The sequence below is a fragment of the Variovorax paradoxus genome, assembly GCF_009755665.1.
GTDB classification, from domain to species: domain Bacteria; phylum Pseudomonadota; class Gammaproteobacteria; order Burkholderiales; family Burkholderiaceae_C; genus Variovorax; species Variovorax paradoxus_G.
The window spans coordinates 4,728,826-4,750,626 of the sequence record NZ_CP046622.1 but is presented as its reverse complement, the minus strand read 5'-3'; the positions used below and the strand labels follow the sequence as shown (position 1 = coordinate 4,750,626).

The window sequence follows — 21,801 nt, the reverse complement described above, 5'->3', positions numbered from 1 at the left end:
GGTCAGCGGGGCTTCAGCGTGAAGGGCAGGGTGTCGGCATGCAGCGCCTCGACCAGGTGGGCGCGGTGCTTGAGCACGGCGCGCTGGTTGATGGAGCCCTTGTCGGTCACTTCGCCCTTGTCGATGGAAGGCGGCTCGGCCATGAGGTGCAGCCGCGCGACGCGGTTGGCGCTGCCGGTGCCCATGGCGGCCAGTTCGTTGGCCACCTGCTGGAAGCGCGCCTGCACCGGCGCGCTTTCGAGCACCTGCTGCATCGTTGCGTCTGCGGGCAGGCCGGCAAGCTCGCGCACCTTCTGCGTGGGGAAGATCAGCGCGCCGACTTCCTTCAGGTTGATGCCGGTCAGCACCGCGTCTTGCACATAGGGTGCACCGGCGGCGATGATCTTCGCGCGCAGCGGACCCACGCTCACGAAGGTTCCGGTGGCCAGCTTGAAATCTTCGGCAATGCGGCCGTCGAAGCGCAGCCCGCGGTGGATGTTGTTCTCGTCGATCCACTTCACCGCGTCGCCGGTGCAGAAGAAGCCCTCTTCGTCGAGAGCCTCGGCCGTGGCCTCGGGCGCGCGCCAGTAGCCGGGGGTGATGTTGGGGCCGCGGTAGCGCACCTCGGTCTTGCCGTCGATCTGGATCAGCTTGAGCTCGATGCCCGCCGCGGGCAGGCCGATGTCGCCCGACTTGACTTCGGGGCCAGTGACATACAGCGCGAACGGGCCCGACTCGGTCATGCCCAGCCCCGTGCCCATGACGATGCGCTCGCCCACTTCGGCCTCTTGCGTGCGGTGCAGGCTGTCCCAGATGGGCTGCGCCAGCGCCGCGCCGGAATAGAAGAACATTTTCACGCGCGACAGCAGGTTGCGGCGCAGCACCGCATCGGTTTCCATCGCATGTGCAATGGCCTCGAAGCCGGTGGGCACGTTGAAGTAGATGGTGGGCGCGATCTCGCGCAGGTTGCGCAGCGTCTCGGCCATGCCGCCGGGTGTGGGCTTGCCGTCGTCGATGTAGAGCGTGCCGCCGTTGTCCAGCACGATGCCCACGTTGTGGTTGCCGCCGAAGGTGTGGTTCCACGGCAGCCAGTCGACCAGCACCGGCGGCTCTTCGCCGAGCGCGGGAATCGATTGGCGCAGCTGCTGCTGGTTGGCGCACCACATGCGGTGCGTGTTGATCACCGCCTTGGGCATCTTGGTGGAGCCCGAGGTGAACAGAAACTTGGTGATGGTGTCCGGCCCCGTGGCGCGCATCGCGGCGTCGATGGCCGGTGTTGCGGGCGTGGCGGCGAGTGCGTCCAGGCTGGTGGTGGCGCGGCCTTCAAGCTGTCCTTCGGCGAGGACGACTTCGGTGCCGGCCGGCACAACGGCCTGGATGGCGCGGGCATAGCGCGCGGCGTCGGCGGCGAAGACGAGGCCCGGCGTGAGCGTGTCCAGCACGTGGCGCAGCTTTTCGAAGTCCTGGCTCACCAGCGAATAGGGCGGGGACACGGGGCAATACGGCACGCCGGCATAAAGGCAGCCCAGGGCCAGCAGTGCGTGTTCGATACTGTTCTCGCTGAGGATCGCGACCGGGCGGTCCGGGCTCAGGCCGCGGTCGAGCAGGGCCTGGCCGATGCTGCGTGCCTTCTGCAGCGCCTCGGCGTAGCTCACGCGCTGCCAGTCGCCGGTGCTGCCGTCGGCCAGCCGTTCACGGCGGGCAATGAAGGTGCGCTCGGGTGCGGCTTCGGCCCAATGCGCCAGGCGGTCGGTCATGCGGTCGCGATAGGGGCCGAGCTCTGTTTCGGCGCGCAGGTATTGCGTGCCCGGCGCGCCTTCGCGCAGCACTGCGCGCGTGACGCCGAACGCCAGCGGACGGTATCGGATCGTGGTCATCCCTTGCTCACCTTGGCGCCGCGGCCTTCGAGGAAATCGCGCACGCGCTCCTTGGCCTCGGGCGCGTTCTGCACGATGCCGGACATCAGCGCCTCGGTAAAGAAGCCGTGGTCGGCCGACTGCTCGGCGATGCGCGGCAGCGCATGCATGAGCGCGTAGTTGGTGAGCGGCGCGTTGGTGGCAATGCGCTTGGCGAGTTCGAAGGCCTTGTCGAAAGCGGCGCCTTCGTCGACCAGGTACTGCGCGAAGTTGGCGCGCTCGCCGTCTTCCGCGTTGTAGACGCGGCCGGTCATCATCATGTCGGTCATGCGGGCCACGCCGATCAGCTTGGGAATGCGCACCGAGCCGCCGCCGCCCACGAAGATGCCGCGCGAGCCTTCCGGCAGCGCGTAGAAGGTGGAGCGGTCGGCCACGCGGATGTGGCAGGCGCTGGCCAACTCGAGCCCGCCGCCCACCACCGCGCCGTGCAGTGCGGCAACCACCGGCACCGGGCCGTGCTGGATCAGGTCGAGTGCGGCATGCCACAGGCGCGAATGCTGCATGCCCTGGCCCGCGTCGCGCTCTTTCAGTTCGCTCAGGTCGAGGCCGGCGCAGAAGTGCGGGCCTTCGCCGTCGAGCACCGCCGCGCGCACCGTGGAGGGAAGGGTCTCGAAAGTGTTGCGCAGCGCGAGAATCAGGCCGTCCGAAAGGGCATTGCGTTTGGCGCCGCGCGTCAGGCGAACGATGGCGACTTCGTCGCGAATGTCGAGTTGGAGGTCGGGATTGGTCATGATTGCATTCGTGTGTGAGTTGGATTATGGTTATGATAAATAATCAATTCAAGGCATTTGAGCGCCCCGAATCCTAGGGACTTACCCGTACTGGAGACAACGAGATGGACCACAAGAACCTCATCGCGATCGACATCCACACCCACGCCGAAGTGAGCTGCTGGAACCCGTTCGACAACTACGGCGAGGAATACGACCGCGCCGCGGACAAGTACTTCGGCTCGAGCGGCCGGCCGACCATTGCCGAGAGCGTGGCCTACTACCGCGAAAGAAAGATCGGCCTGGTGATGTTCATGGTCGACGCCGAGTCGAACATGGGCCGCCGTCGCATTCCGAACGAGGAAATCGCCGAGGCGGCGCAGAAGAACAGCGACATCATGATTGCCTTTGCCAGCATCGATCCGCACAAGGGAAAGATGGGTGCGCGCGAGGCGCGGCGGCTCATCGAGGAGCACGGCGTGAAGGGTTTCAAGTTCCACCCGACGGTGCAGGGCTACCACCCGTACGACAAGATGGCGTGGCCGATCTACGAGGTGATTGCCGAGCACAACCTGCCGGCCATCTTCCACACGGGCCACAGCGGCATCGGCTCGGGCATGCGCTGCGGCGGCGGCCTCAGGCTGGAGTACAGCAACCCGATGCACCTGGATGACGTGGCCATCGACTTTCCGGACATGCAGATCGTGATGGCGCACCCCAGCTTTCCGTGGCAGGACGAGGCGCTGAGCGTGGCCACGCACAAGCCCAACGTGTGGATCGACCTGTCCGGCTGGAGCCCGAAGTACTTTCCAAAGCAGCTCGTGCAATACGCCAACACGCTGCTGAAGGACCGCATCCTGTTCGGCAGCGACTACCCGCTGATCACGCCCGACCGCTGGATGAAGGACTTCGAGACGGCCGGCTTCAAGCCCGAGGTGATGCCGGGCATCCTGAAGGGCAACGCGGTGCGGCTGCTCAAGCTGGAAGGCTGACCGGGGTCAGCCGGAGGGCGGGCTCAGCCGTCCGCCTCTTCTTTTTCTTCGAACCGGTCCCAATCGCGGCCCGAGCGGCGCTGCCGCTCCTCGCGTTCGCGCGCCATCTGCTCTTCGAACTGTTGTCGGCCCGCCTTATTGGCGGCAATGAGCTTGGCGCGGTCCTTGTAGTGAGGGTAGATCTCGTCGCTCAGCAAGATGTTCCGGCGGCGGAACCGCATGGCCGTCTCGCGTGCCTCGTGGGCGGGCCAGCCCAGCGCCTCGAGCGTGGTGCGGGCGCTGCGCAGTGACGATTCGAACACCTCCCGTTCCACATCTGTCACGCCGCGGTCGCGCAGCTGGAAGAGGTGCGTCACGTTGCGGGCCCGCGCGATGATGCGCGCCTGCGGAAAGTGCTCCTTCACCAGGTCGACGATATTGAGCGACTGCTCGATGTCGTCCACCGCCACCACAATGGCCTTGGCCGTGCCGGCGCCCGCGGTGCGCAGCAGGTCGAGCCGCGTCGCGTCGCCATAGAACACGCGAAAGCCGAACTGCCGCAGGCCTTCGACGGTGTCGGCGTCATGGTCGAGCACCGTCACGCGCAGGCCCTGCGACATCAGCATGCGGCCGACGATCTGGCCGTAGCGGCCGAAGCCGCAGATCAGCACCTTGGCGTCCTGCTGCTCCGAGATTTCTTCGAGCTGCGCGCCGTTGTTGCGGCTGTAGCGCGGCAGCACGAACTTGTCGAGCAGCACCAGCAAGAGCGGCGACAGCAGCATCGACAGCGCCACGGCACCGATCAGGAGCGAGGTGATTTCGGGCGGCAGCACGTCGGGCCCCGCGGCCTGGAACACCACGAACGCGAACTCGCCGCCCTGCGCCAGCAGCAGCGTGAACACGGGGCGCTCCTGGTAGGCCAGGCCCATGGCCTTGGCCAGCGTGTAGATCACCACCAGCTTGACGGCCATGAAGCCGACCACCAGCGCGGCCATGAGCCAGGGGCTTGCGATCAGCACGCCGAAATTGATCGACATGCCCACGGCGATGAAGAACAGGCCGAGCAGCAGGCCCTTGAAAGGCTCGATGTCGGTCTCGAGTTCGCGCCGGTATTCGCTTTCGGCCAGCAGCACGCCGGCAAGAAAGGCGCCGAGTGCCATCGAGAGGCCCACGAACTGCATCAGCGCGGCAATGGCCACCACCAGCAGCAGCGCCGCGGCGGTGAAGATCTCGGGCGTGTCGCTGCGCGCGATCCAGCGCAGCAGCGGGCGCAACGCAAGCCGGCCGCCGAGGATGATGCCGGCGATCACGCCGACGATCTTCAAGCCTTCGAGCGTGCGGTCGAGCCCGCTGAGCGACTGTTCGGCCGCCGTGGCGCCCGCCAGCAGGGGCAGCAGCGCGAGGATGGGGATTGCCGCCACGTCCTGGAACAGCAGGATCGAAAAGCCGGCCTGGCCGCTCGGCGTCCTGAGCAGGTTGCGCTCGCCGAACACCTGCAGCGCAATGGCGGTGGACGAGAGCGCCAGGCCGAGTGCCGCCACCAGCGCCACGCGCCATTCGGCGCCGGCGGCCCAGCCGACGGCAAACAGCACCGCCGCGCAGCTCAGCACCTGCGCAGCGCCCCAGCCGAAAATGGGCCGGCGCAGGTTCCACAGGCGCTTGGGTTCAAGCTCGAGGCCCACGAGAAACAGCATCAGCACCACGCCGAATTCGGCGAAATGCAGCACGTCTTCCACGCTGGAAACAAGGCCCAGTCCCCAGGGGCCGATGGCGATGCCGGCCACGAGGTAGCCGATGATGGAGCCGAGGCCCAGGGCCTTCGAAAGCGGCACCACCAGCACGGCGGCGCTCAGGTAGATAAGGCTGCTGGTCAGCCAGGCGGGTGCGTGCTCCATGCTCAGGCCGAGCCTTTCTTGTCGCTGTTTTCTTCTTCATTGGCCGCGGACATGAAAGCCACACCATGGGTCATTGCAGATTGGAACGCGCCGGAGGTCGCCGCGCCCGGTTCGTCATGCTCGGCGGGGCGATCGGTCTCGGGCACCGGGCAGGCCACGCACACATCGAGCTCCTCGAGTTCGGGCCAGTCGGGGTAGCTGCCGAGCCGCTGGGCGAACACGTCGACATGGGCCGCCACGTCGGCCTCGCTGGCGCTGCGCGCGCCGTGAAAGACCAGGGGCGGCAAGAAGCGCATGCCGCAGAGGGCCGCGGTCTGCTCGTAGGGCGGCAAAAAGGCGTCGAAGAAATAGCGGTGATAGCTTTGCGGGTGGTAGCTCTGCTCGGGGCTGCCCGTCGTGGCGGCCAGCCACAAGTCCTTGCCCTGCAAGGCGGTGCCGCCCGGGCCATAGGCCCAGCCGTAGCCGAGCACGTCGTCGAGCCAGAGTTTTTGCAGCGCGGGCATCGAATACCACTGGATCGGGTGCAGCAGCACCACCAGGCTGGCCCTGGCAAGCCGCGCCTGTTCGGTCTCGATGTCGATGGAGAAGTCGGGGTAGCTGCCGTAGAGGTCGTTCACCTCCACGCCGGGCACCGAACGCGCGGCGGCCAGCAGCCGGCGGTTGACGCGGGAGTCGCGCCAGTGCGGATGGGCCGCAAGCACATAGATGCCGCCGGATTCGGCGCTGGCGGCGGCCGCGGATGTTGTTGTCGTCATGCCGCGAACATAGCTCAAGATCGACCCGCGCCGGCTGGGCGCGACTCGTGTCGCTACGATGCGGGGTGTTCCAGTTCTGGAGGAGATGCTCATGCCGGTGGTTCTGGTCGCCAACCCCAAGGGTGGCGTAGGCAAGTCGACGCTCGCGACGAACATCGCGGGCTATTTCGCGAGCCGCGGCCATGCCGTGATGCTCGGCGACGTGGACCGCCAGCAATCGTCGCGCCTCTGGCTCGGCCTGCGGCCGTCGCAGGCGCGGCCCATCGCCACCTGGGAGGCCACGGGCGACAGCGCCGTGGTGCGGCCGCCGCGCGGAACCACGCATGCCGTGCTCGACACGCCGGCCGGCCTGCACGGGTGGCGCTTCAAGGAGGTGCTGGCTCTGGCAGACCGGGTGATCGTGCCGCTGCAGCCGAGCATCTTCGACATCTACGCCACGCGCGACTTTCTCGACCGGCTGATGGAGCAGCGGCGTGCCGAAAAAACGAAGATCAGCCTTGTGGGCATGCGGGTGAACGCCCGCACCCTGGCGGCCGACCGATTGAACGAGTTCATCGCAAGCCTGGGCGTGCCGGTGCTGGGCGAACTGCGCGACACGCAGAACTACGTTCAGCTTGCGGCGCGCGGGCTCACGCTGTTCGACATTGCGCCGGGGCGCGTGCAGCGCGACCTGGAGCAGTGGCAGCCGATCTGCGAGTGGCTGGAAGGCTGAGGCTTTCGGCTGTCGCAATGCCGACACCCGCACCCGCGCCCTTGACGCCAGAATGCCGCGCATGACCAAAAAGACATTCCAGACGCTTCAGGATCTTGCCGCCTGCGTTGGCCAGGAAGTCGCCGTGAGCGACTGGATCACCATCACGCAGGAGCAGGTGAACCAGTTTGCCGAAGCCACGGGCGACCACCAGTGGATTCATGTCGACGTCGAGCGCGCCAAGGCGGGGCCCTTCGGCGGGCCGATTGCCCATGGCTTCCTGACGCTCTCGCTGCTGCCGCGCTTCTACGAGACGGCGCTGGAGGTGGTTGAGTCGCGCATGGGCGTGAACTACGGGCTGAACCGGGTGCGCTTCATGTCGCCGGTGCCGGTCGGCAAGCGGCTGCGGGCGCGGATGAAGCTGCTCACCGCCGAGCCGATTGCGGACGACGGCATCCAGATGACCTGGGAAACCACGATCGAGCTCGAAGGCGCGGCCAAGCCGGCTTGCGTGGCGGAGTCGGTGGTGCGCCGCTACCGCTGAATTCGCCTCGGCCAGTGCCCGGAGCGCAACCGCTCAGCCGAATCCGTTCTGCCGCCAGGCTTCGAATACCGTCACTGCCACCGCGTTCGAAAGATTGAGGCTGCGCTGACCCTCGCGCATCGGCAACCGCAGGCGCTGGGGCTCGGCGAAACCTTCGCGCACCGTCGGCGGTAGTCCGCTCGTCTCTGAGCCGAACACCAGCCAGTCGCCAGGCTGGAAGCGAACGTCGTGCACGGCGCGCATGCCGCGCGTGGTAAGGGCAAACATGCGCTCGGCCGCGGGCTTTTCGGTGTCGAGCAGGGTCTGCCAACCGGCATGGCGCTTGACCTCGGCGTACTCGTGATAGTCGAGCCCGGCGCGGCGCAGCAGCCGGTCGTCCATCGAAAAGCCCAGCGGCTCGACCAGGTGCAGCGCGCAGCCTGTGTTGGCCGCCAGGCGGATCACGTTGCCCGTGTTCGGCGGAATTTCGGGGTGGACCAGGACGATATGGAACATGCGCCGATTGTCGCGGTGGCGCGCCCGCTCAATGCGGCGCAGCGGTCCGCGCCAGCACCACGGCGGTGATGTGCGCTGCGCCGGCCAGCCGCAGTGCCGCGGCCGCCGAGAAGAGCGAGGCGCCCGTGGTCATCACATCGTCAATCAGCACGACGCGCCGGCCCTGCAGCTGGCTGGCGCGCAGGGGCTCCACCGCGAAGGCGCCACGCAGGTTGCGAAGGCGCTCGGCGCGCGCCAAACCGATCTGCGCCGGCGTGTCGCGGGTGCGCAGGAGCAACGTGGCGTCGGTTTTGGCGGGGGCCAGCCGGCGCGCCAGTTCGAGGGCCTGGTTGAAGCCGCGCTGACGCAGCCGGGCGGGGGCCATGGGCATCGGCAGCACGGTGTCGCAGTTTTCCAGCGCCGGTTCCACCCAGGGCACGCTGCGCATCAGGGTTGACAGGGGCCCGGCCCAGCCCGCCTCCCCGCGGAACTTGAACTGGGCAATGCACTCCGGCCATGGCCACGCGTAGTCGCAGGCCGCAAGGCAGGCATCGAGCGGCGGCGGATCGCCCATGCATTCGCCGCACCGGGCGACGCCCTGCGGAACGGCCAGCGCGCAGCTGCCGCATCGGTCGGCCGGAGGCGCAAACCGGGCCACGCAGGCATCGCAAACGCGCCGGGAAGGCCAGGCGCGGCACACCTCGCATTGGCTGGGCAGCCGTGCAAGCAGAGAGGTCAAAGGCCGACGGGCCCAACGGCTGAACATGGCCTCAATATACTCACGGCCCCATGGCCACCGACCCCGCAAGAAGACCGCCGACCATCGATCCCACGGCGGCCGCACGCTGGAGGCGGCTCGCGCCTGCCGGCGGCTCCCCGTGGCTGCACGAGGAAATCGGCCGCCGCATGGAAGACCGGCTGCAATGGATCAAGGCGCAGCCACGCACCTGGGCCGACTGGGCCCCCCTTCGCGGCGGCCTGGAGGCGCACGAACTCGTGGCCCGGCGCTATCGCGAAGCCGCCTGCTTCGTGATCGAACCCGAACCGGCCCTTGCCGCCGCAACCAGCCAGGTGCTGGCAGCGCCCTGGTGGAGCGCGCGCCGATGGCAGGGCGGCAAGGCGCGTTTCGATGCGCCGCCGGAAGACGGCGTCGACCTGCTCTGGGCCAACATGTCGCTGCATATGGCGGCCGACCCCGAGGCGCTCATCGCGCACTGGCACCGGCTGGTGGCGACCGACGGCTTCCTGATGTTCTCGTGCCTGGGCCCCGACACGGTCCGCGAGCTGCGGGCCCTGCACGCGCGGCTTGGCTGGCCGGCGGCGGGCCACGAATACACCGACATGCACGACTGGGGCGACATGCTGGTGCATGCCGGCTTTGCCGAGCCGGTGATGGACATGGAACGCATCGTGCTTACCTGGGCTACGCCAGAGGCGGCGCTTGCCGAGCTGCGCACGCTCGGGCGCAACCTGCATCCGGCGCGCTTTTCGGCGCTGCGCGGCAAGGCGTGGCATCAGGCGCTGAAGGCGGCGCTGCCCGACCTAGCGCCGGCGGAAGAGGGCGGCGGGCGCATTGCGCTGACCTTCGAAGTCATCTATGGCCACGCCTTCAAGCCGGCGCCGCGCGTGGCGCTTTCGGCCGAGAGCGCCGTGTCGCTGCGCGAGATGCGCTCGATGCTGCAGCGCGGCCGGCCCGGCGGCTGAGCCGCCGGGCCGCTCCCAAGGCGAGACCGTAGCGCGCAGCGCATAGGCTATCGATGAGCGGCGGGGCCCGCAAGCTGCGCATCTTGCGGGCGGGCACCTGTGTCTACCCGCTACAATCCGCCGTTGCGTGAAACTCGCGGGTGTTGTTCCGCGAACGAGGTCCGTCCGATCCTGTGGAGACAAGGGGTTGGCCGGCGTCGACGCACCGATTTGCTGAACTCGCCCGTGTCGAATTCCGTGTTTCGTTTTGCCACCGTTTCAGGCCAGAACATCCACTGGTTCCTGAAGCGCAATTGCTCGGTGACGCCGAGCCAGCTGGGCTGGCTCTACGCCTCGCTGTGCGTGGCGTCGCTCGGTATCGGTACGGTGTTCTGGCTGCTCGGGGCGCCGCTGGTGCTGCCCTTTGCCTGGCTCGAACTGGCGGCGGTGGGTTTTGTATTCATGCTGTACGCGCGGCACGCGACCGATGGAGAAAAGATCGCGTTGCAGGGCGGACGGCTGGTGGTGGAGCTCGAGAACGGTGGAGACTACGAGCGCACGGAATTTCTGCCGCACCAGGTGCGGATCGAACCGCAGGCCGGCGATCGCTCGTTGATCGAGGTCTCGGGTCAGGGTCGATCGGTCAGGGTGGGGCGCTATGTACGCCCGGAGTTGCGAGCCGCACTGGCGCGCGAGATTCGCATGGCGTTGCGTGGCGCCTGAACGGCTCGCGCGGCGCTGCACGGTTGGGTTTGTTGAAAAAATTGAGAAACGTGAACACGATGAAGAGCATTTGGCGCAACAAGTACAGGCCGGCGAATCTGTTGCTGGCGGCCGGCGCGGCTTTCAGCGGCGCGGCGCACGCAGTCAACGATCTGCCCGGCGGCCCCTCGGTGCGCCAGCTGAACCTCCCGCTTGGCGTTACCAAGATCGCGCAGGAACAGCATTTCCTGCACACGGTAATGATGATCCTGTGCACGGTCATCTTCGTTGCCGTGTTCGCGGTCATGTTCTATTCGATCTGGAAGCACCGCAAGTCGGTCGGCCACAAGGCGGCCAACTTCCATGAATCGGTGGTGGTCGAGGTCATCTGGACCATCGTGCCCTTCATCATCGTGATCGTGATGGCGCTGCCCGCCACCAAAGTGCTGGTGGCCCAGAAGGACACCACCAACGCCGACCTCACCATCAAGACCACCGGCTACCAGTGGAAGTGGGGCTACGACTACCTGACGGGCGAAGGCGAGGGCCTGGCCTTCATCTCCACCCTCGACAGTTCGCAGCGCGCCATGTCCGACGCCGGTGCCAAGGGCCAGATGCCCGACGACTACCTCTTCAAGGTCGACAACCCGCTGGTCGTACCGGTGCAGAAGAAGGTCCGCATCATCACCACCGCCAACGACGTGATCCACGCGTTTGCCGTGCCCCAGCTGGGCATCAAGCAGGACGCGATTCCGGGCTTCGTGCGCGACACCTGGTTCCGCGCCGAAACCGTGGGCGACTACTACGGCCAGTGCCAGGAACTCTGCGGCAAGGAACACGCCTACATGCCCATCCATGTGAAGGTGGTTTCGGCCGCCGACTACACGGCGTGGGTCGACACCAAGCGCAAGGAAGCCGCCGCCAAGCTCGACGACCCGAGCAAGGTCTGGACGCTGCCCGACATGATGGCCCGCGGCGAGAAGGTCTATGCGGCCAACTGCGCGGCCTGCCACCAGGCCAACGGCAAGGGCGCCGGCCCGATCAAGCCGCTCGACGCCAGCCCCAAGGTGGTCGATGCCGACCACAAGGTGCAGCTGCTGGTGCTGCTCAACGGCCAGAACAATGGCGCAATGCCCTCCTGGAAGCAACTGAGCGACACCGACCTGGCCGCCGTTGCCACCTACACCAAGAACAGCTGGTCGAACAAGACGGGCCAGCTGGTGCAGCCGGCCGAAGTTCTGGCCCTGCGCGGCAAGTGATCGCGAAGATCGAGCCCAAGCGCCCCGCGACGAAGAAATTGCAAGGAACAATGAAATGAGTGCAGTCCTCGACCCCCACGGTCACGCCCACGACGGCCACGCACACGATCACGACGAGCACCACGCAGCGCCCACCGGCTGGCGCCGCTGGGTGTTCGCCACCAATCACAAGGACATCGGCACGCTCTACCTGCTGTTCAGCTTCACGATGCTGATGGTGGGCGGCGTGCTCGCGCTCCTGATCCGCGCCGAGCTGTTCCAGCCCGGCCTGCAACTGGTGAACCCCGAGCTGTTCAACCAGTTCACCACCATGCACGGGCTGATCATGGTGTTCGGCGCCATCATGCCGGCGTTCGTGGGCTTTGCAAACTGGATGATCCCGCTGCAGATCGGCGCATCCGACATGGCCTTCGCGCGCATGAACAACTTCAGCTTCTGGCTGCTGATTCCCGCGGCGCTGATGCTCGTGGGTTCGTTCTTCATGCCCGGCGGCGCACCCGCTGCCGGCTGGACGCTCTACGCCCCGCTCACCCTGCAGATGGGCCCCTCGATGGACGCCGGCATCTTCGCGATGCACATCATGGGCGCCTCGTCGATCATGGGCTCGATCAACATCATCGTCACCATCCTGAACATGCGCGCGCCCGGCATGACGCTGATGAAGATGCCGATGTTCTGCTGGACCTGGCTCATCACCGCCTACCTGCTGATTGCCGTGATGCCCGTGCTCGCAGGCGCCATCACCATGACGCTGACCGACCGCCACTTCGGTACCAGCTTCTTCAACCCCGCCGGCGGCGGCGACCCGGTGATGTACCAGCACATCTTCTGGTTCTTCGGCCACCCCGAGGTCTACATCATGATCTTGCCGGCCTTCGGCATCATCAGCCAGATCGTGCCGGCGTTCTCGCGCAAGAAGCTGTTCGGCTACGCCTCGATGGTGTACGCCACCTCGTCGATCGCGATCCTCTCGTTCATCGTCTGGGCGCACCACATGTTCACGACCGGCATGCCGGTCACGGGCCAGCTGTTCTTCATGTACGCGACCATGCTGATCGCGGTGCCGACGGCCGTGAAGATCTTCAACTGGATTGCCACCATGTGGCAGGGCTCGATGACCTTCGAGACCCCGATGCTGTTTGCCGTGGGCTTCATCTTCGTGTTCACGATGGGCGGCTTCACCGGCCTCATCCTGGCCATCGCCCCCATCGACATCCAGTTGCAGGACACCTACTACGTGGTGGCGCACTTCCACTACGTGCTGGTGGCCGGTTCGCTCTATGCCATGTTCGCAGGCTACTACTACTGGGCGCCCAAGTGGACCGGTGTGATGTACGACGAAACGCGCGGCAAGATCCACTTCTGGTGGTCGCTGATCTCGTTCAACATCACCTTCTTCCCGATGCACTTCCTGGGCCTGGCTGGCATGCCGCGCCGCTATGCCGACTACCCAATGCAGTTTGCCGACTTCAACGCGGTGGCGTCCATCGGCGCCTTCGGATTCGGTCTTGCGCAGGTCTATTTCTTCTTCTTCATCGTGCTGCCGACCATGCTCGGCAAGGGTGAGAAGGCGCCGCAAAAGCCATGGGAAGCCGCGGAAGGCCTCGAGTGGGAAGTGCCGTCGCCGGCGCCTTTCCACACTTTCGAGAACCCGCCCAAGCTCGACCCGACCGCCACCAAGGTGATCGGCTGAACGCTGCACGGCCGCCCGCCCGCATGACGACAATGACCACGCCCGAACAAAGAAAGAACAATCGACGCATGGGGCTCACGCTGGCCTCCATCGCCGTGATGTTCTTTCTCGGATTCCTGGTCCGCATGATCTGGTTCAGCGGACGCTGAAGCGAACGGAGCCGTACGCATGAGCCTCGGTCAACGCATCAAGCGCGCCAATGTCCGCATGGTCGGCAAGCTGGCTGTGGTGGCCTGCGGCATGTTCGCGTTCGGCTATGCGCTGGTGCCGCTCTACCGCGCCATCTGCGAAATGACCGGCATCAACATCCTCGCGCTCAACGAGCTCGAAGTGCCGGGCGGCGCGAGCGGCGGCAAGAACGTGCGCGTGCCCGACAACTCGCAGGTCGACACCACCCGCACCATCACGGTCGAGTTCGACTCCAACGTTCGCGGCGGCCTCTGGGACTTCAAGCCCGCCGCGCGGACGATGCAGGTGCACCCCGGCCAGCTCAACACGGTGGTGTACGAGTTCCAGAACGTGCAGAACCGCCGGATGGCGGCGCAGGCCATCCCGAGCTATGCGCCGCAGCAGGCCGCGCCGTACTTCAACAAGCTCGAGTGTTTCTGCTTCAACCAGTACACCCTCGACCCCGGTGAGAAGAAGGATTGGCCGGTCGCGTTCGTGATCGATCCGAAGATCTCCAAGGACGTGAAGACGATCACGCTGTCGTACACCTTCTTCGAAGTCGGCGGCAAGACGCCGCCGGCCCCGGTCGCCGCTGTTTCCAAAGCCGCCCATGAGCCCCGCTCGTGACCGCCGATCCCAATTCGCCGCGCAAGGCCACGCTGTGGGACACGGTGAAGGCCGTCTGCTGGTCGTTCTTCGGGGTGCGCAAGAAAAGCGCCTATCAGGACGACCTGGCGAAGCTGAACCCGCTGCACATCATCGCGGTGGCATTTGCCGCCGTCATTGTTTTCATCGTCGGCCTGGTGCTGCTGGTGCGCTACGTGGTTGCGCCCTGACCGCGCGCCGCTGGGCCCACGACATCCAGACCCCATCGAATTGAATCGAGAGAAGAAAGAAAGCCAGGAGCTGATATGAGTTCAACCACCCACGGCACCACGCCCTACTACTTTGTGCCCGGGCCATCGGCCTACCCGGTCATGGCCTCGATCGGCCTGTTCTTCGTGATTCTTGGCGCCGGCCAGTGGATCAACGGCCACCAGTGGGGCGCTTGGTCGCTGCTGCTCGGCATGGTCGTGTGGCTTGCCACGTTGTTCGTGTGGTTCCGCGCCGCCATCGGCGAGAGCGAAAGCGGCCAGTACGGCCACAAGATCGATCTCTCGTACCGCTGGAGCATGAGCTGGTTCATCTTCTCCGAAGTGATGTTCTTCGGCGCCTTCTTCACCGCGCTGTGGTGGGCCCGCACCCATTCGCTGCCGGCGCTCGGCAGCCTCGACAACGCGCTGCTCTGGCCCGACTTCAAGGCCGTCTGGCCCAGCATTGCCGCCGGCGCAACCGGTTCGCCGGCCGACATCGTCGAGCCTTTCCAGACCGTCGGCCCGTTCTGGCTGCCCACGATCAACACCGCGCTCCTGCTGAGCTCGGGCGTCACGCTCACCATTGCGCACCATGCGCTGCGCGCCGACCATCGCGCCCAATGCATCCGCTTCATGTGGCTCACCGTGCTGCTCGGCGTGGTCTTCCTGGGCGTTCAGGGCTACGAATACTTCCACCTGTACACCGACCTGAACCTCAAGCTCAGCTCGGGTGCCTACGGCTCGACCTTCTTCATGCTGACTGGTTTCCACGGCCTGCACGTGTTCATCGGCATGCTGATGCTGCTGTTCATTACGCTGCGCCTGCAAAAGGGCCATTTCACGCCTGAGCGCCATTTCGGCTTCGAAGGCGCGGCCTGGTACTGGCACTTCGTCGACGTGGTGTGGCTTGGCCTTTACGTGCTGGTCTACTGGCTTTGAGCGAAACCCGCGGCATAAAAACAAAAAGGCGCCGAAAGGCGCCTTTTTCATGGTTCTCGTGGAACGAGCACCATCTACTTGCCGAGCGGGAGCCCGGTGGGCTGGATGTACCCGAATTTCCAGGCGAGCAGCATGCAGAGGAACAAAACCACGGAGATGCCGATCCGAAAGGTGAGCGCGCGCGCCATGCCGCCGCTTTTGGCGCGTCCGTTGCGCCCGTCTTTCAGCATGTAGAAGAGCGCGAAGGCAAGGCTCGCGAAGATGCCCACGAAAGCCAGGGCGACGAAGTATTTCATGACCCCGATTATCGGCCGCGCGCCTCATCCCTTCCAGTGACGCCGGAACCCCTTCAGCCCGCCGCCAGGGCGCCGAGGCGAGGCCGTTTCGTGCTGGTCACGCTGGCCGCCGTGCTGACCTTGGCCGCCACGGTGTCGCTGGGTCGCTGGCAGCTTTCGCGCGCCGCGCAGAAGGAGGCGCTGCAGGCCGAGATCGAAGCCCAGAAGCAGAAGCCGCCGCTCGACCAGGCCGAATTTCTCGCGCTGGAGGCACCCGCCGGCGCGCTGCACCGGCCCGTGCGACTGCGCGGCCTTTGGCTGACGCCCCAGACGGTCTACCTGGACAACCGGCAGATGCACGGCGTGCCCGGCTTCTACGTGCTGACGCCGTTCGCCCTGGAAGGCAGCGACCAAACCGTGATGGTGCAGCGCGGCTGGGTGCAGCGCAATTTCAATGACCGCAAGCAACTGGGCGCGGTCGAGACGCCGGTCGGCATTGTCGAAGTCACCGGGCTGATCGAGCCTCCGCCCGGCCACCTGTTCGAACTCGGCAAGCCGGCCGCGGCCGCCTCGGCACCGGAAGGCGAGGGGTCTTCGCCCATCCGGCAGAATCTCGACCTGGAAGCGTTCCGCGCCGAAACCAAGCTGCCGCTGCGCACAGACGTGTCGCTGCAGCAGGTCGGCCCCGCTTCCGAGGGGTTGCAGCGCGACTGGCCGGCCCCCGCCCTGGGTCTGGAGAAGCACTACGGCTATGCATTCCAGTGGTTCGGGCTCTCAGCCCTCGTGGTCATCCTCTATGTCTGGTTCCAATTCATTGCCCCCTTCCGCCGCTCCAGGCGCCGCACACACGATGCAAGCAGCCTCTGACGAACCACTGGGCCTGACGGTGCACACGATGCCGTCGCCCAACCAGGCGCTCGACGGCGCCGAAGGCCGCCGCACGGTCGTCGGGCGCTGGAAGATGATTGCCGTGATGCTGATGTGCGCGGCCCCTGTCATCGCGTCTTACTTCACCTACTACGTGATCCGGCCCGAAGGCCGCAGCGTCTACGGCGAGCTCATCGATCCGCAGCGCGTGCTGCCGGCGCTCACCGCCACCGACCGCAACGGCGCGCCGGTCGACGTCGCCACGCTCAAGGGGCAGTGGCTGCTGGTTGCGGTGGCCGATGCGGCCTGCAATGCGCTCTGCGAGCAGCAGCTCTACCTGCAGCGCCAGCTGCGCGAAAGCCTGGGCCGCGAGAAAGACCGGCTCGACCGCGTCTGGCTCGTGAGCGACGCGGCACCTGTGCCCGCGCGCCTGGACAACGGCCTGCGCGGCGCCACCGTGCTGCGCGTGCCGGCCGAGCAGCTTGCCCGGTGGTTTGCCCCGGTTCAAGGCCATTCCCTGGCCGAGCACCTCTACGTGGTCGATCCCATGGGCAACTGGATGATGCGTTTTCCGGCCGGCATGGACGCCAAGGGCGCCAGCCGCGCCAAGCGCGACCTCGACCGCCTGCTGCGCGCCTCCGCCTCCTGGGACGAGCCCGGCCGCTGACACCGCATGGACACCGGCTCGCTCTACGACCTTACACCGATCGCCTGGCTGATGGCGGCCGGCGTGCTGATCGCGCTCGGCCCGCTGGTGTGGGTGTGGCGCCGCAATGCCGGCGCCGGTCCGGCACGCCGGCTGCACGCGCTCACCGTGCTCACGCTGTTTCTCACCTTCGATCTGACGCTCTTCGGCGCCTTCACCCGGCTCACCGATTCGGGCCTGGGCTGCCCTGACTGGCCCGGCTGCTACGGCAACGCGAGCCCGGTCGGCGCGCGCCACGAGATTGCGATGGCGCAGTCGGCCCAGCCGACCGGCCCGGTCACGCACAGCAAGGCGTGGGTCGAGATGGTCCACCGCTATCTCGCCACCGGCGTGGGCGTGCTCATCCTTACGCTGGCGGGAGCTACCTGGGTCGTGCGGCGGCGCCAGCGCCGCCTGCCCCTGCCGGCGGAAGGCGGACACGTCACGCTCAGCGCGTGGTGGCCGGCGGTGACGCTGGTCTGGGTCTGCCTGCAGGGCGCATTCGGCGCGTTCACCGTAACCTGGAAGCTCTTTCCCGCCATCGTCACGCTTCACTTGCTGGGCGCCGTGGTGCTGCTCGTGCTGCTGTGCATTCAGGCCGTGCGTTACCGGCAGGCCGCGGCGGACCGCCTGCCCACTGCCGTATCACCCGCCATCCGCAACGGTTTGCTTGCCACTTCTGCATTGCTCCTGTTGCAGATTGCACTCGGCGGCTGGGTCAGCACCAACTACGCCGTGTTGGCCTGCACCCAGTTTCCAACCTGCCAAGGCAGCTGGTGGCCGCCGATGAACTTTGCGCAAGGCTTCGAAATCTGGCGCCACCTTGGCGTGACCGGCAGCGGCGCGCCGCTCGATTTTTCGGCGCTCACGGCCATTCACTATGCGCACCGGCTCATGGCCTACGCGGTGTTTGCCGCCTTGGGCGTGCTCGCGTGGCGCCTGCGCCGCATCGAGCCGCTGCGGCCCCAGGCCGGATGGCTCGCGGGTCTTGCCTTGCTGCAGCTTGCCACCGGCCTGGGCAACGTGCTGCTCGGGTGGCCGCTCGCCGCCGCCGTGCTGCACACCGGCGGCGCCGCGGCGCTGGCCGTGGTGCTGACCTGGGCAATATGCGAAAGCCGCCGCGGGACCGCTGCCGCAACCGTACGCAATAAAGACAAGGCGCCCGGCGCCCTGCATGACAACCCGAGGGGAGCCACCGCGTGAGCACGCCGATTTCCGTGGAGCAGGCGAGCGCCGCCAACGTGCTGCGCCAGTTCTATGCGCTGACCAAGCCGCGCGTGGTGCAGCTGATCGTTTTTTGCGCCCTCATCGGCATGGTGCTGGCCGTTCCCGGCGCGCCGACATGGGCCGACGTGCAGCGCGCGCTGCTGGCGTGCGCAGGCATCTGGCTGGTCGCGGGTGCGGCGGCGGCGTTCAACTGCCTGGTCGAGAAGGGCATCGACGCCAAGATGAAGCGCACCGCGTGGCGACCCACCGCGCGCGGACAGCTCAGCGACCTGCAGGCCCTGGTGTTCTCCGCGCTGCTGTGCGTGGCCGGCTCGGCGCTGCTGTGGTTCAAGGTCAATCCGCTCACCATGTGGCTGACCTTTGCCACCTTCGTCGGCTACGCGGTCGTCTACACCGTCATCCTCAAGCCCCTGACGCCGCAGAACATCGTGATCGGCGGCGCCTCGGGCGCGATGCCGCCGGTGCTGGGCTGGGCCGCAATGACCGGAGAGGTCGGCCCCGAGGCGCTGATCCTGTTCCTCATCATTTTCCTGTGGACGCCGCCGCACTTCTGGGCGCTGGCGCTCTACCGTGTCGAGGACTACCGCAAGGCCGGCCTGCCGATGCTGCCCGTGACGCACGGCAACGAGTTCACGCGGCTGCAGGTGCTGCTGTACACCTTCATATTGTTCGCGGCCTGCCTGATGCCATTCATCTACGGCATGAGCGGCTGGCTCTACCTGGCGGTGGCGGTGGGCGTGAGCATCGGCTTCACGGGCTATGCCTTTGCGCTCTGGCGCAATTACTCCGACACGCTGGCGCGCAAGACCTTCCGGTTTTCGCTCATTCACCTGAGCGTGCTGTTTGCGGCATTGCTCGTCGACCACTATCTCCGCTGATCGAAATGTCCGTATCCATGAACAAGCGAAATGCTCTCAAGTTGATCGTCGGCAGTGCAGGATGGGCCGGCGCCGCCGCCACACTAGGCCTGGGGCTTTCGGCCTGCAGCGAACCCAAGCCGAGCTTCAACGCGGTCGACATCACCGGTGCGGACTACGCCAGGGATTTTTCGCTGAAAGACGCCGATGGCAAGGTCCGCACCATGGCCGACTTCAAGGGCAAGGTGGTGGTGCTGTTCTTCGGCTATGCGCAGTGCCCCGACGTGTGCCCGACCACCATGACCGAAATGGCCCAGGTCAAGCAGCAGCTCGGCAGCGACGCCGACAAGCTGCAGGTGGTGTTCGTCACGGTCGATCCGGCGCGCGACACGCCCGAGGTGCTCAAGGCCTACATGGGCGCGTTCGATCCGGCGTTCGTCGCGCTGATTCCCACACCCGAGCAGCTCGCCGCGACCGCCAAGGACTTCAAGGTCTATTACAAGAAGGTGGAGGGCAAGACCCCCACCAGCTACTCGATGGACCATTCGGCCGCCAGCTTCGTCTACGACACCGAGGGCCGGGTGCGGCTCTACGCACGCTATGGCACCGGCGTGGCGCCCATGGTGTCCGACGTGAAGGCGCTGCTCAAGGCCTGAACCGGCATTGAATCGTCCCATGGACGCTGCCGTTGCCTTCGCCCCGGTCGATCACCTGAAGACGCGCAAGGGTGCGTTCCGCATCGCGCTCATTCCGCCCGAGGTGCTGCGCGCACTGAACGACGGGTTGCTCGAAACCGTCAACCTCAACGAATTCCTGGCACTGGAGCTGCCGCAGCTTGCGCGCAGCATCGCGGGCCATATCGGCCTGGATCCGGCGAGCGAGCGGCTGGCCGACACGCTCGCCATGCTCGGCGCCTTCAAGCCGATGCAGCGGCACGGCCACATTGCGCGCGCGCTCTACGACCTGGCGGCGGTGCATGCCGAGCGCGATGCCGTCGCACACCGGCTGGCCACGCATGCCAGCGACGTGGCGCGCTGCTGGGCCGCGCAGTGGGTGGCACTTTCGGGTTTGCCACTGGCGGCGCAGTTGCACGCGGTGCGCCGGTTTGCCGCCGATCCGCACTTCGGCGTGCGCGAAATCGCCTGGATGGCGGTGCGCGAAGCAGTCATTGCCTCGCTCGACGAGTCGCTGGCGCTGCTGCAGCCATGGGTGGCCGATGCCGACCCGAACATCCGCCGCTTTGCCAGCGAACTCACGCGCCCGCGCGGCGTGTGGTGCGCACAGATCGAGGCGCTCAAGGCCGAACCGTGGCGCGCGCTGCCGCTCATCGAGCCGCTGCGCGCCGACACCAGCCGCTATGTGCAGAACTCGGTGGCCAACTGGCTCAACGATGCGAGCAAGACCCAGCCGGAGTGGGTCGACCGGCTCTGCACGCGCTGGACCGATGAGTCGGACGTGCCGGCAACCCGGTACATCGTCAAGCGCGCGCTGCGAACCCTTTCGAAGCAGGCATGAATGAAAAAGCCCGGCATGGCCGGGCTTTTTTTATAAGCGAAGAGCCGAGCGAGGCTTACGCGTAGTCGGCCAGCGCCTTCTTCATCTTCTTCATCGCCGCGACTTCGATCTGGCGAATGCGCTCGGCGCTCACGCCGTACACCGCCGCCAGGTCGTGCAGCGTCATGCCGCCCGAACCGTCGTCGTTGACCTTGAGCCAGCGCTCTTCCACGATGCGGCGGCTGCGTTCGTCCAGCGCCTCGAGCGCAGTGGCAATGCCGTCGCTCGAGAGCCGGTCGCGCTGCTGCGATTCGAGCAGGGCGGTCGGTTCCTGCGTGGCGTCGGCCAGGTAGGCGATCGGGCCGAAGGCTTCATCGCCGTCGTCCGACGGACCCGGATCGAGCAGCACGTCGCCGCCCGACAGCCGGGTTTCCATTTCGAGCACTTCTTCGGGCTTGACGTTGAGCCGGGTCGCCATTTGCGACACCTCGTCGGGGCTCAGCGTGTCGCGGTGCGTGCCGTTGTCGGCCGCGGCCGAATCGGCCTTGAAGCCCTGCTTCATCGAGCGCAGGTTGAAGAACAGCTTGCGCTGGGCCTTGGTCGTCGCGACCTTGACCATGCGCCAATTCTTCAGGATGTACTCGTGAATCTCGGCCTTGATCCAGTGCATGGCGTAGCTCACCAGCCGCACACCCTGATCGGGGTCGAAGCGCCTCACGGCCTTCATGAGGCCGACGTTGCCCTCCTGGATCAGGTCGCCGTGAGGCAGGCCGTAACCCAGGTATTGGCGCGAAATGGAAACCACGAGGCGCAAGTGCGAGAGGATCAGCGCACCGGCCGCTTCGAGGTCGTTGTGGTCGCGCAAACGGCGCGCGAAGCCCTGCTCTTCTTCGAGCGTGAGCATCGGCAGGCGGTTGGCGGCCGAAATATAAGCATCCAGGTTGCCCAGCGGCGGCACCATCGACCATGGATTGGCGACGGCGAGCTGGTTGGCAGAGGCTCCAGACAGCGTGGTCATCAGGGGAAACTCCTTTGTATTGGGCATATTAGCACTCGATTAGAGGGAGTGCTAAGCCAAGGGTTCCCCCCTAAGTTTCTATCGGGTCGATAGCCAAAGCTGTCGGCAGGAGGGCGGTGCGGCCCGAGGCGGCGTCCGACTCGGG

General features: G+C 66.5%; 25 protein-coding genes. 17 read left to right on the top strand and 8 right to left on the bottom strand.

The features are described from left to right. Nucleotides 1–2: 2 nt before the first annotated feature. Both GOQ09_RS22180 and GOQ09_RS22175 read right to left on the bottom strand, forming a co-directional pair. Nucleotides 3–1,856, bottom strand: coding sequence for a feruloyl-CoA synthase (locus GOQ09_RS22180; RefSeq protein ID WP_157615764.1), 1,854 nt, complete (start codon nucleotides 1,854–1,856; stop codon nucleotides 3–5). Further along, the gene (locus GOQ09_RS22175) at nucleotides 1,853–2,626 is read right to left on the bottom strand and encodes a crotonase/enoyl-CoA hydratase family protein (RefSeq protein ID WP_157615762.1); all 774 of its coding nucleotides are present in this window, start codon (nucleotides 2,624–2,626) and stop codon (nucleotides 1,853–1,855) included. The genes GOQ09_RS22180 and GOQ09_RS22175 overlap by 4 nt, the downstream gene beginning before the upstream one ends. Before the next feature lie 104 nt (nucleotides 2,627–2,730). Between GOQ09_RS22175 and GOQ09_RS22170 the strand changes: the two genes are divergently transcribed. Further along, nucleotides 2,731–3,597, top strand: a complete 867-nt coding sequence (locus tag GOQ09_RS22170) for an amidohydrolase family protein (protein WP_157615760.1) — start codon at nucleotides 2,731–2,733, stop codon at nucleotides 3,595–3,597. A gap of 23 nt (nucleotides 3,598–3,620) precedes the next feature. Here the strand turns inward: GOQ09_RS22170 and kefC are convergent, their stop codons facing one another. Together kefC and GOQ09_RS22160 are read right to left on the bottom strand one after the other, a co-directional pair. Continuing rightward, a complete protein-coding gene (gene kefC, locus GOQ09_RS22165) occupies nucleotides 3,621–5,471 on the bottom strand; it encodes a glutathione-regulated potassium-efflux system protein KefC (protein WP_157615758.1) in 1,851 nt (616 codons plus the stop codon). Nucleotides 5,472–5,473: 2 nt separating this feature from the next. Next, a complete protein-coding gene (locus tag GOQ09_RS22160; protein ID WP_157615756.1) occupies nucleotides 5,474–6,226 on the bottom strand; it encodes an NAD(P)H-dependent oxidoreductase in 753 nt (250 codons plus the stop codon). A gap of 91 nt (nucleotides 6,227–6,317) precedes the next feature. On the opposite strand from GOQ09_RS22160, the gene GOQ09_RS22155 reads away from it, so the two are divergent. Next, the gene (locus GOQ09_RS22155; RefSeq protein ID WP_157615754.1) at nucleotides 6,318–6,938 is read left to right on the top strand and encodes a ParA family protein; all 621 of its coding nucleotides are present in this window, start codon (nucleotides 6,318–6,320) and stop codon (nucleotides 6,936–6,938) included. A 52-nt stretch (nucleotides 6,939–6,990) separates the two neighbouring features. Continuing rightward, nucleotides 6,991–7,461 carry a MaoC family dehydratase gene (locus tag GOQ09_RS22150; protein ID WP_157615751.1) on the top strand — a complete coding sequence of 157 codons (471 nt, stop codon included), beginning with the start codon at nucleotides 6,991–6,993 and terminating at the stop codon, nucleotides 7,459–7,461. Between the two features lie 33 nt (nucleotides 7,462–7,494). On the opposite strand, the gene trmL is transcribed toward GOQ09_RS22150, so the two are convergent. Together trmL and GOQ09_RS22140 are read right to left on the bottom strand one after the other, a co-directional pair. Beyond that, complete coding sequence (trmL, locus tag GOQ09_RS22145; RefSeq protein WP_157615749.1) at nucleotides 7,495–7,956, bottom strand: tRNA (uridine(34)/cytosine(34)/5-carboxymethylaminomethyluridine(34)-2'-O)-methyltransferase TrmL; 462 nt, start codon at nucleotides 7,954–7,956, stop codon at nucleotides 7,495–7,497. A 28-nt stretch (nucleotides 7,957–7,984) separates the two neighbouring features. Next, nucleotides 7,985–8,701, bottom strand: coding sequence for a ComF family protein (locus GOQ09_RS22140; RefSeq protein WP_157615747.1), 717 nt, complete (start codon nucleotides 8,699–8,701; stop codon nucleotides 7,985–7,987). Nucleotides 8,702–8,724: 23 nt separating this feature from the next. Between GOQ09_RS22140 and GOQ09_RS22135 the strand changes: the two genes are divergently transcribed. The 8 genes from GOQ09_RS22135 to GOQ09_RS22105 all read left to right on the top strand — a co-directional run bounded on the left by GOQ09_RS22135 (nucleotide 8,725) and on the right by GOQ09_RS22105 (nucleotide 15,233). Further along, nucleotides 8,725–9,639 carry a biotin synthase gene (locus tag GOQ09_RS22135; RefSeq protein WP_157615745.1) on the top strand — a complete coding sequence of 305 codons (915 nt, stop codon included), beginning with the start codon at nucleotides 8,725–8,727 and terminating at the stop codon, nucleotides 9,637–9,639. A gap of 225 nt (nucleotides 9,640–9,864) precedes the next feature. Then, a complete protein-coding gene (locus GOQ09_RS22130) occupies nucleotides 9,865–10,341 on the top strand; it encodes a DUF2244 domain-containing protein (protein ID WP_157615743.1) in 477 nt (158 codons plus the stop codon). A 59-nt stretch (nucleotides 10,342–10,400) separates the two neighbouring features. Beyond that, nucleotides 10,401–11,579 (top strand): cytochrome c oxidase subunit II, encoded by a 1,179-nt coding sequence (coxB, locus tag GOQ09_RS22125; RefSeq protein WP_157615741.1) that lies wholly within the window; start codon nucleotides 10,401–10,403, stop codon nucleotides 11,577–11,579. A gap of 55 nt (nucleotides 11,580–11,634) precedes the next feature. Further along, nucleotides 11,635–13,272 (top strand): cytochrome c oxidase subunit I, encoded by a 1,638-nt coding sequence (gene ctaD, locus GOQ09_RS22120; RefSeq protein WP_157615739.1) that lies wholly within the window; start codon nucleotides 11,635–11,637, stop codon nucleotides 13,270–13,272. 23 nt (nucleotides 13,273–13,295) lie between these two features. Continuing rightward, complete coding sequence (locus GOQ09_RS26420) at nucleotides 13,296–13,421, top strand: cytochrome oxidase small assembly protein (protein WP_431769288.1); 126 nt, start codon at nucleotides 13,296–13,298, stop codon at nucleotides 13,419–13,421. A 19-nt stretch (nucleotides 13,422–13,440) separates the two neighbouring features. Then, on the top strand, nucleotides 13,441–14,067 hold the full coding sequence (locus tag GOQ09_RS22115) for a cytochrome c oxidase assembly protein (RefSeq protein WP_157615737.1): 627 nt from the start codon (nucleotides 13,441–13,443) through the stop codon (nucleotides 14,065–14,067). Continuing rightward, on the top strand, nucleotides 14,064–14,276 hold the full coding sequence (locus GOQ09_RS22110) for a DUF2970 domain-containing protein (RefSeq protein ID WP_157615735.1): 213 nt from the start codon (nucleotides 14,064–14,066) through the stop codon (nucleotides 14,274–14,276). The genes GOQ09_RS22115 and GOQ09_RS22110 overlap by 4 nt, the downstream gene beginning before the upstream one ends. A gap of 75 nt (nucleotides 14,277–14,351) precedes the next feature. Then, nucleotides 14,352–15,233, top strand: coding sequence for a cytochrome c oxidase subunit 3 (locus GOQ09_RS22105; RefSeq protein ID WP_157615733.1), 882 nt, complete (start codon nucleotides 14,352–14,354; stop codon nucleotides 15,231–15,233). 74 nt (nucleotides 15,234–15,307) lie between these two features. Here the strand turns inward: GOQ09_RS22105 and GOQ09_RS22100 are convergent, their stop codons facing one another. Further along, on the bottom strand, nucleotides 15,308–15,529 hold the full coding sequence (locus tag GOQ09_RS22100) for a twin transmembrane helix small protein (RefSeq protein ID WP_165442114.1): 222 nt from the start codon (nucleotides 15,527–15,529) through the stop codon (nucleotides 15,308–15,310). Nucleotides 15,530–15,565: 36 nt separating this feature from the next. Between GOQ09_RS22100 and GOQ09_RS22095 the strand changes: the two genes are divergently transcribed. Genes GOQ09_RS22095 through GOQ09_RS22070 form a run of 6 tightly spaced genes read left to right on the top strand, consistent with a single transcriptional unit; the run spans nucleotide 15,566 to nucleotide 20,659 of the window. Continuing rightward, nucleotides 15,566–16,375 (top strand): SURF1 family protein, encoded by an 810-nt coding sequence (locus GOQ09_RS22095; protein ID WP_157615731.1) that lies wholly within the window; start codon nucleotides 15,566–15,568, stop codon nucleotides 16,373–16,375. After that, a complete protein-coding gene (locus GOQ09_RS22090; RefSeq protein ID WP_157615729.1) occupies nucleotides 16,359–17,042 on the top strand; it encodes an SCO family protein in 684 nt (227 codons plus the stop codon). Before GOQ09_RS22095 ends, GOQ09_RS22090 begins: the two co-directional genes overlap by 17 nt. 6 nt (nucleotides 17,043–17,048) lie before the next feature. Continuing rightward, nucleotides 17,049–18,263 carry a COX15/CtaA family protein gene (locus GOQ09_RS22085; protein ID WP_157615727.1) on the top strand — a complete coding sequence of 405 codons (1,215 nt, stop codon included), beginning with the start codon at nucleotides 17,049–17,051 and terminating at the stop codon, nucleotides 18,261–18,263. After that, nucleotides 18,260–19,165, top strand: a complete 906-nt coding sequence (gene cyoE / locus GOQ09_RS22080; protein ID WP_157615726.1) for a heme o synthase — start codon at nucleotides 18,260–18,262, stop codon at nucleotides 19,163–19,165. The genes GOQ09_RS22085 and cyoE overlap by 4 nt, the downstream gene beginning before the upstream one ends. 17 nt (nucleotides 19,166–19,182) lie before the next feature. After that, a complete protein-coding gene (locus tag GOQ09_RS22075; RefSeq protein ID WP_207309886.1) occupies nucleotides 19,183–19,800 on the top strand; it encodes an SCO family protein in 618 nt (205 codons plus the stop codon). Between the two features lie 19 nt (nucleotides 19,801–19,819). Then, nucleotides 19,820–20,659 (top strand): DNA alkylation repair protein, encoded by an 840-nt coding sequence (locus GOQ09_RS22070; RefSeq protein ID WP_157615722.1) that lies wholly within the window; start codon nucleotides 19,820–19,822, stop codon nucleotides 20,657–20,659. A gap of 55 nt (nucleotides 20,660–20,714) precedes the next feature. Here the strand turns inward: GOQ09_RS22070 and rpoH are convergent, their stop codons facing one another. Then, on the bottom strand, nucleotides 20,715–21,656 hold the full coding sequence (gene rpoH / locus GOQ09_RS22065; RefSeq protein WP_157615720.1) for an RNA polymerase sigma factor RpoH: 942 nt from the start codon (nucleotides 21,654–21,656) through the stop codon (nucleotides 20,715–20,717). Nucleotides 21,657–21,801 lie beyond the last annotated feature (145 nt).

Bases quoted from the DNA above. Each gene is read 5' to 3' on its own strand.
- GOQ09_RS22180 (WP_157615764.1), bottom strand. From the start codon at position 1,856: ATGACCACGATCCGATACCGTCCGCTGGCGTTCGGCGTCACGCGCGCA.
- GOQ09_RS22175 (WP_157615762.1), bottom strand. From the start codon at position 2,626: ATGACCAATCCCGACCTCCAACTCGACATTCGCGACGAAGTCGCCATC.
- GOQ09_RS22170 (WP_157615760.1), top strand. From the start codon at position 2,731: ATGGACCACAAGAACCTCATCGCGATCGACATCCACACCCACGCCGAA.
- kefC (WP_157615758.1), bottom strand. From the start codon at position 5,471: ATGGAGCACGCACCCGCCTGGCTGACCAGCAGCCTTATCTACCTGAGC.
- GOQ09_RS22160 (WP_157615756.1), bottom strand. From the start codon at position 6,226: ATGACGACAACAACATCCGCGGCCGCCGCCAGCGCCGAATCCGGCGGC.
- GOQ09_RS22155 (WP_157615754.1), top strand. From the start codon at position 6,318: ATGCCGGTGGTTCTGGTCGCCAACCCCAAGGGTGGCGTAGGCAAGTCG.
- GOQ09_RS22150 (WP_157615751.1), top strand. From the start codon at position 6,991: ATGCCGCGCATGACCAAAAAGACATTCCAGACGCTTCAGGATCTTGCC.
- trmL (WP_157615749.1), bottom strand. From the start codon at position 7,956: ATGTTCCATATCGTCCTGGTCCACCCCGAAATTCCGCCGAACACGGGC.
- GOQ09_RS22140 (WP_157615747.1), bottom strand. From the start codon at position 8,701: ATGTTCAGCCGTTGGGCCCGTCGGCCTTTGACCTCTCTGCTTGCACGG.
- GOQ09_RS22135 (WP_157615745.1), top strand. From the start codon at position 8,725: ATGGCCACCGACCCCGCAAGAAGACCGCCGACCATCGATCCCACGGCG.
- coxB (WP_157615741.1), top strand. From the start codon at position 10,401: ATGAAGAGCATTTGGCGCAACAAGTACAGGCCGGCGAATCTGTTGCTG.
- ctaD (WP_157615739.1), top strand. From the start codon at position 11,635: ATGAGTGCAGTCCTCGACCCCCACGGTCACGCCCACGACGGCCACGCA.
- GOQ09_RS26420 (WP_431769288.1), top strand. From the start codon at position 13,296: ATGACGACAATGACCACGCCCGAACAAAGAAAGAACAATCGACGCATG.
- GOQ09_RS22115 (WP_157615737.1), top strand. From the start codon at position 13,441: ATGAGCCTCGGTCAACGCATCAAGCGCGCCAATGTCCGCATGGTCGGC.
- GOQ09_RS22105 (WP_157615733.1), top strand. From the start codon at position 14,352: ATGAGTTCAACCACCCACGGCACCACGCCCTACTACTTTGTGCCCGGG.
- GOQ09_RS22100 (WP_165442114.1), bottom strand. From the start codon at position 15,529: ATGAAATACTTCGTCGCCCTGGCTTTCGTGGGCATCTTCGCGAGCCTT.
- GOQ09_RS22090 (WP_157615729.1), top strand. From the start codon at position 16,359: ATGCAAGCAGCCTCTGACGAACCACTGGGCCTGACGGTGCACACGATG.
- GOQ09_RS22085 (WP_157615727.1), top strand. From the start codon at position 17,049: ATGGACACCGGCTCGCTCTACGACCTTACACCGATCGCCTGGCTGATG.
- GOQ09_RS22075 (WP_207309886.1), top strand. From the start codon at position 19,183: ATGAACAAGCGAAATGCTCTCAAGTTGATCGTCGGCAGTGCAGGATGG.
- GOQ09_RS22070 (WP_157615722.1), top strand. From the start codon at position 19,820: ATGGACGCTGCCGTTGCCTTCGCCCCGGTCGATCACCTGAAGACGCGC.
- rpoH (WP_157615720.1), bottom strand. From the start codon at position 21,656: ATGACCACGCTGTCTGGAGCCTCTGCCAACCAGCTCGCCGTCGCCAAT.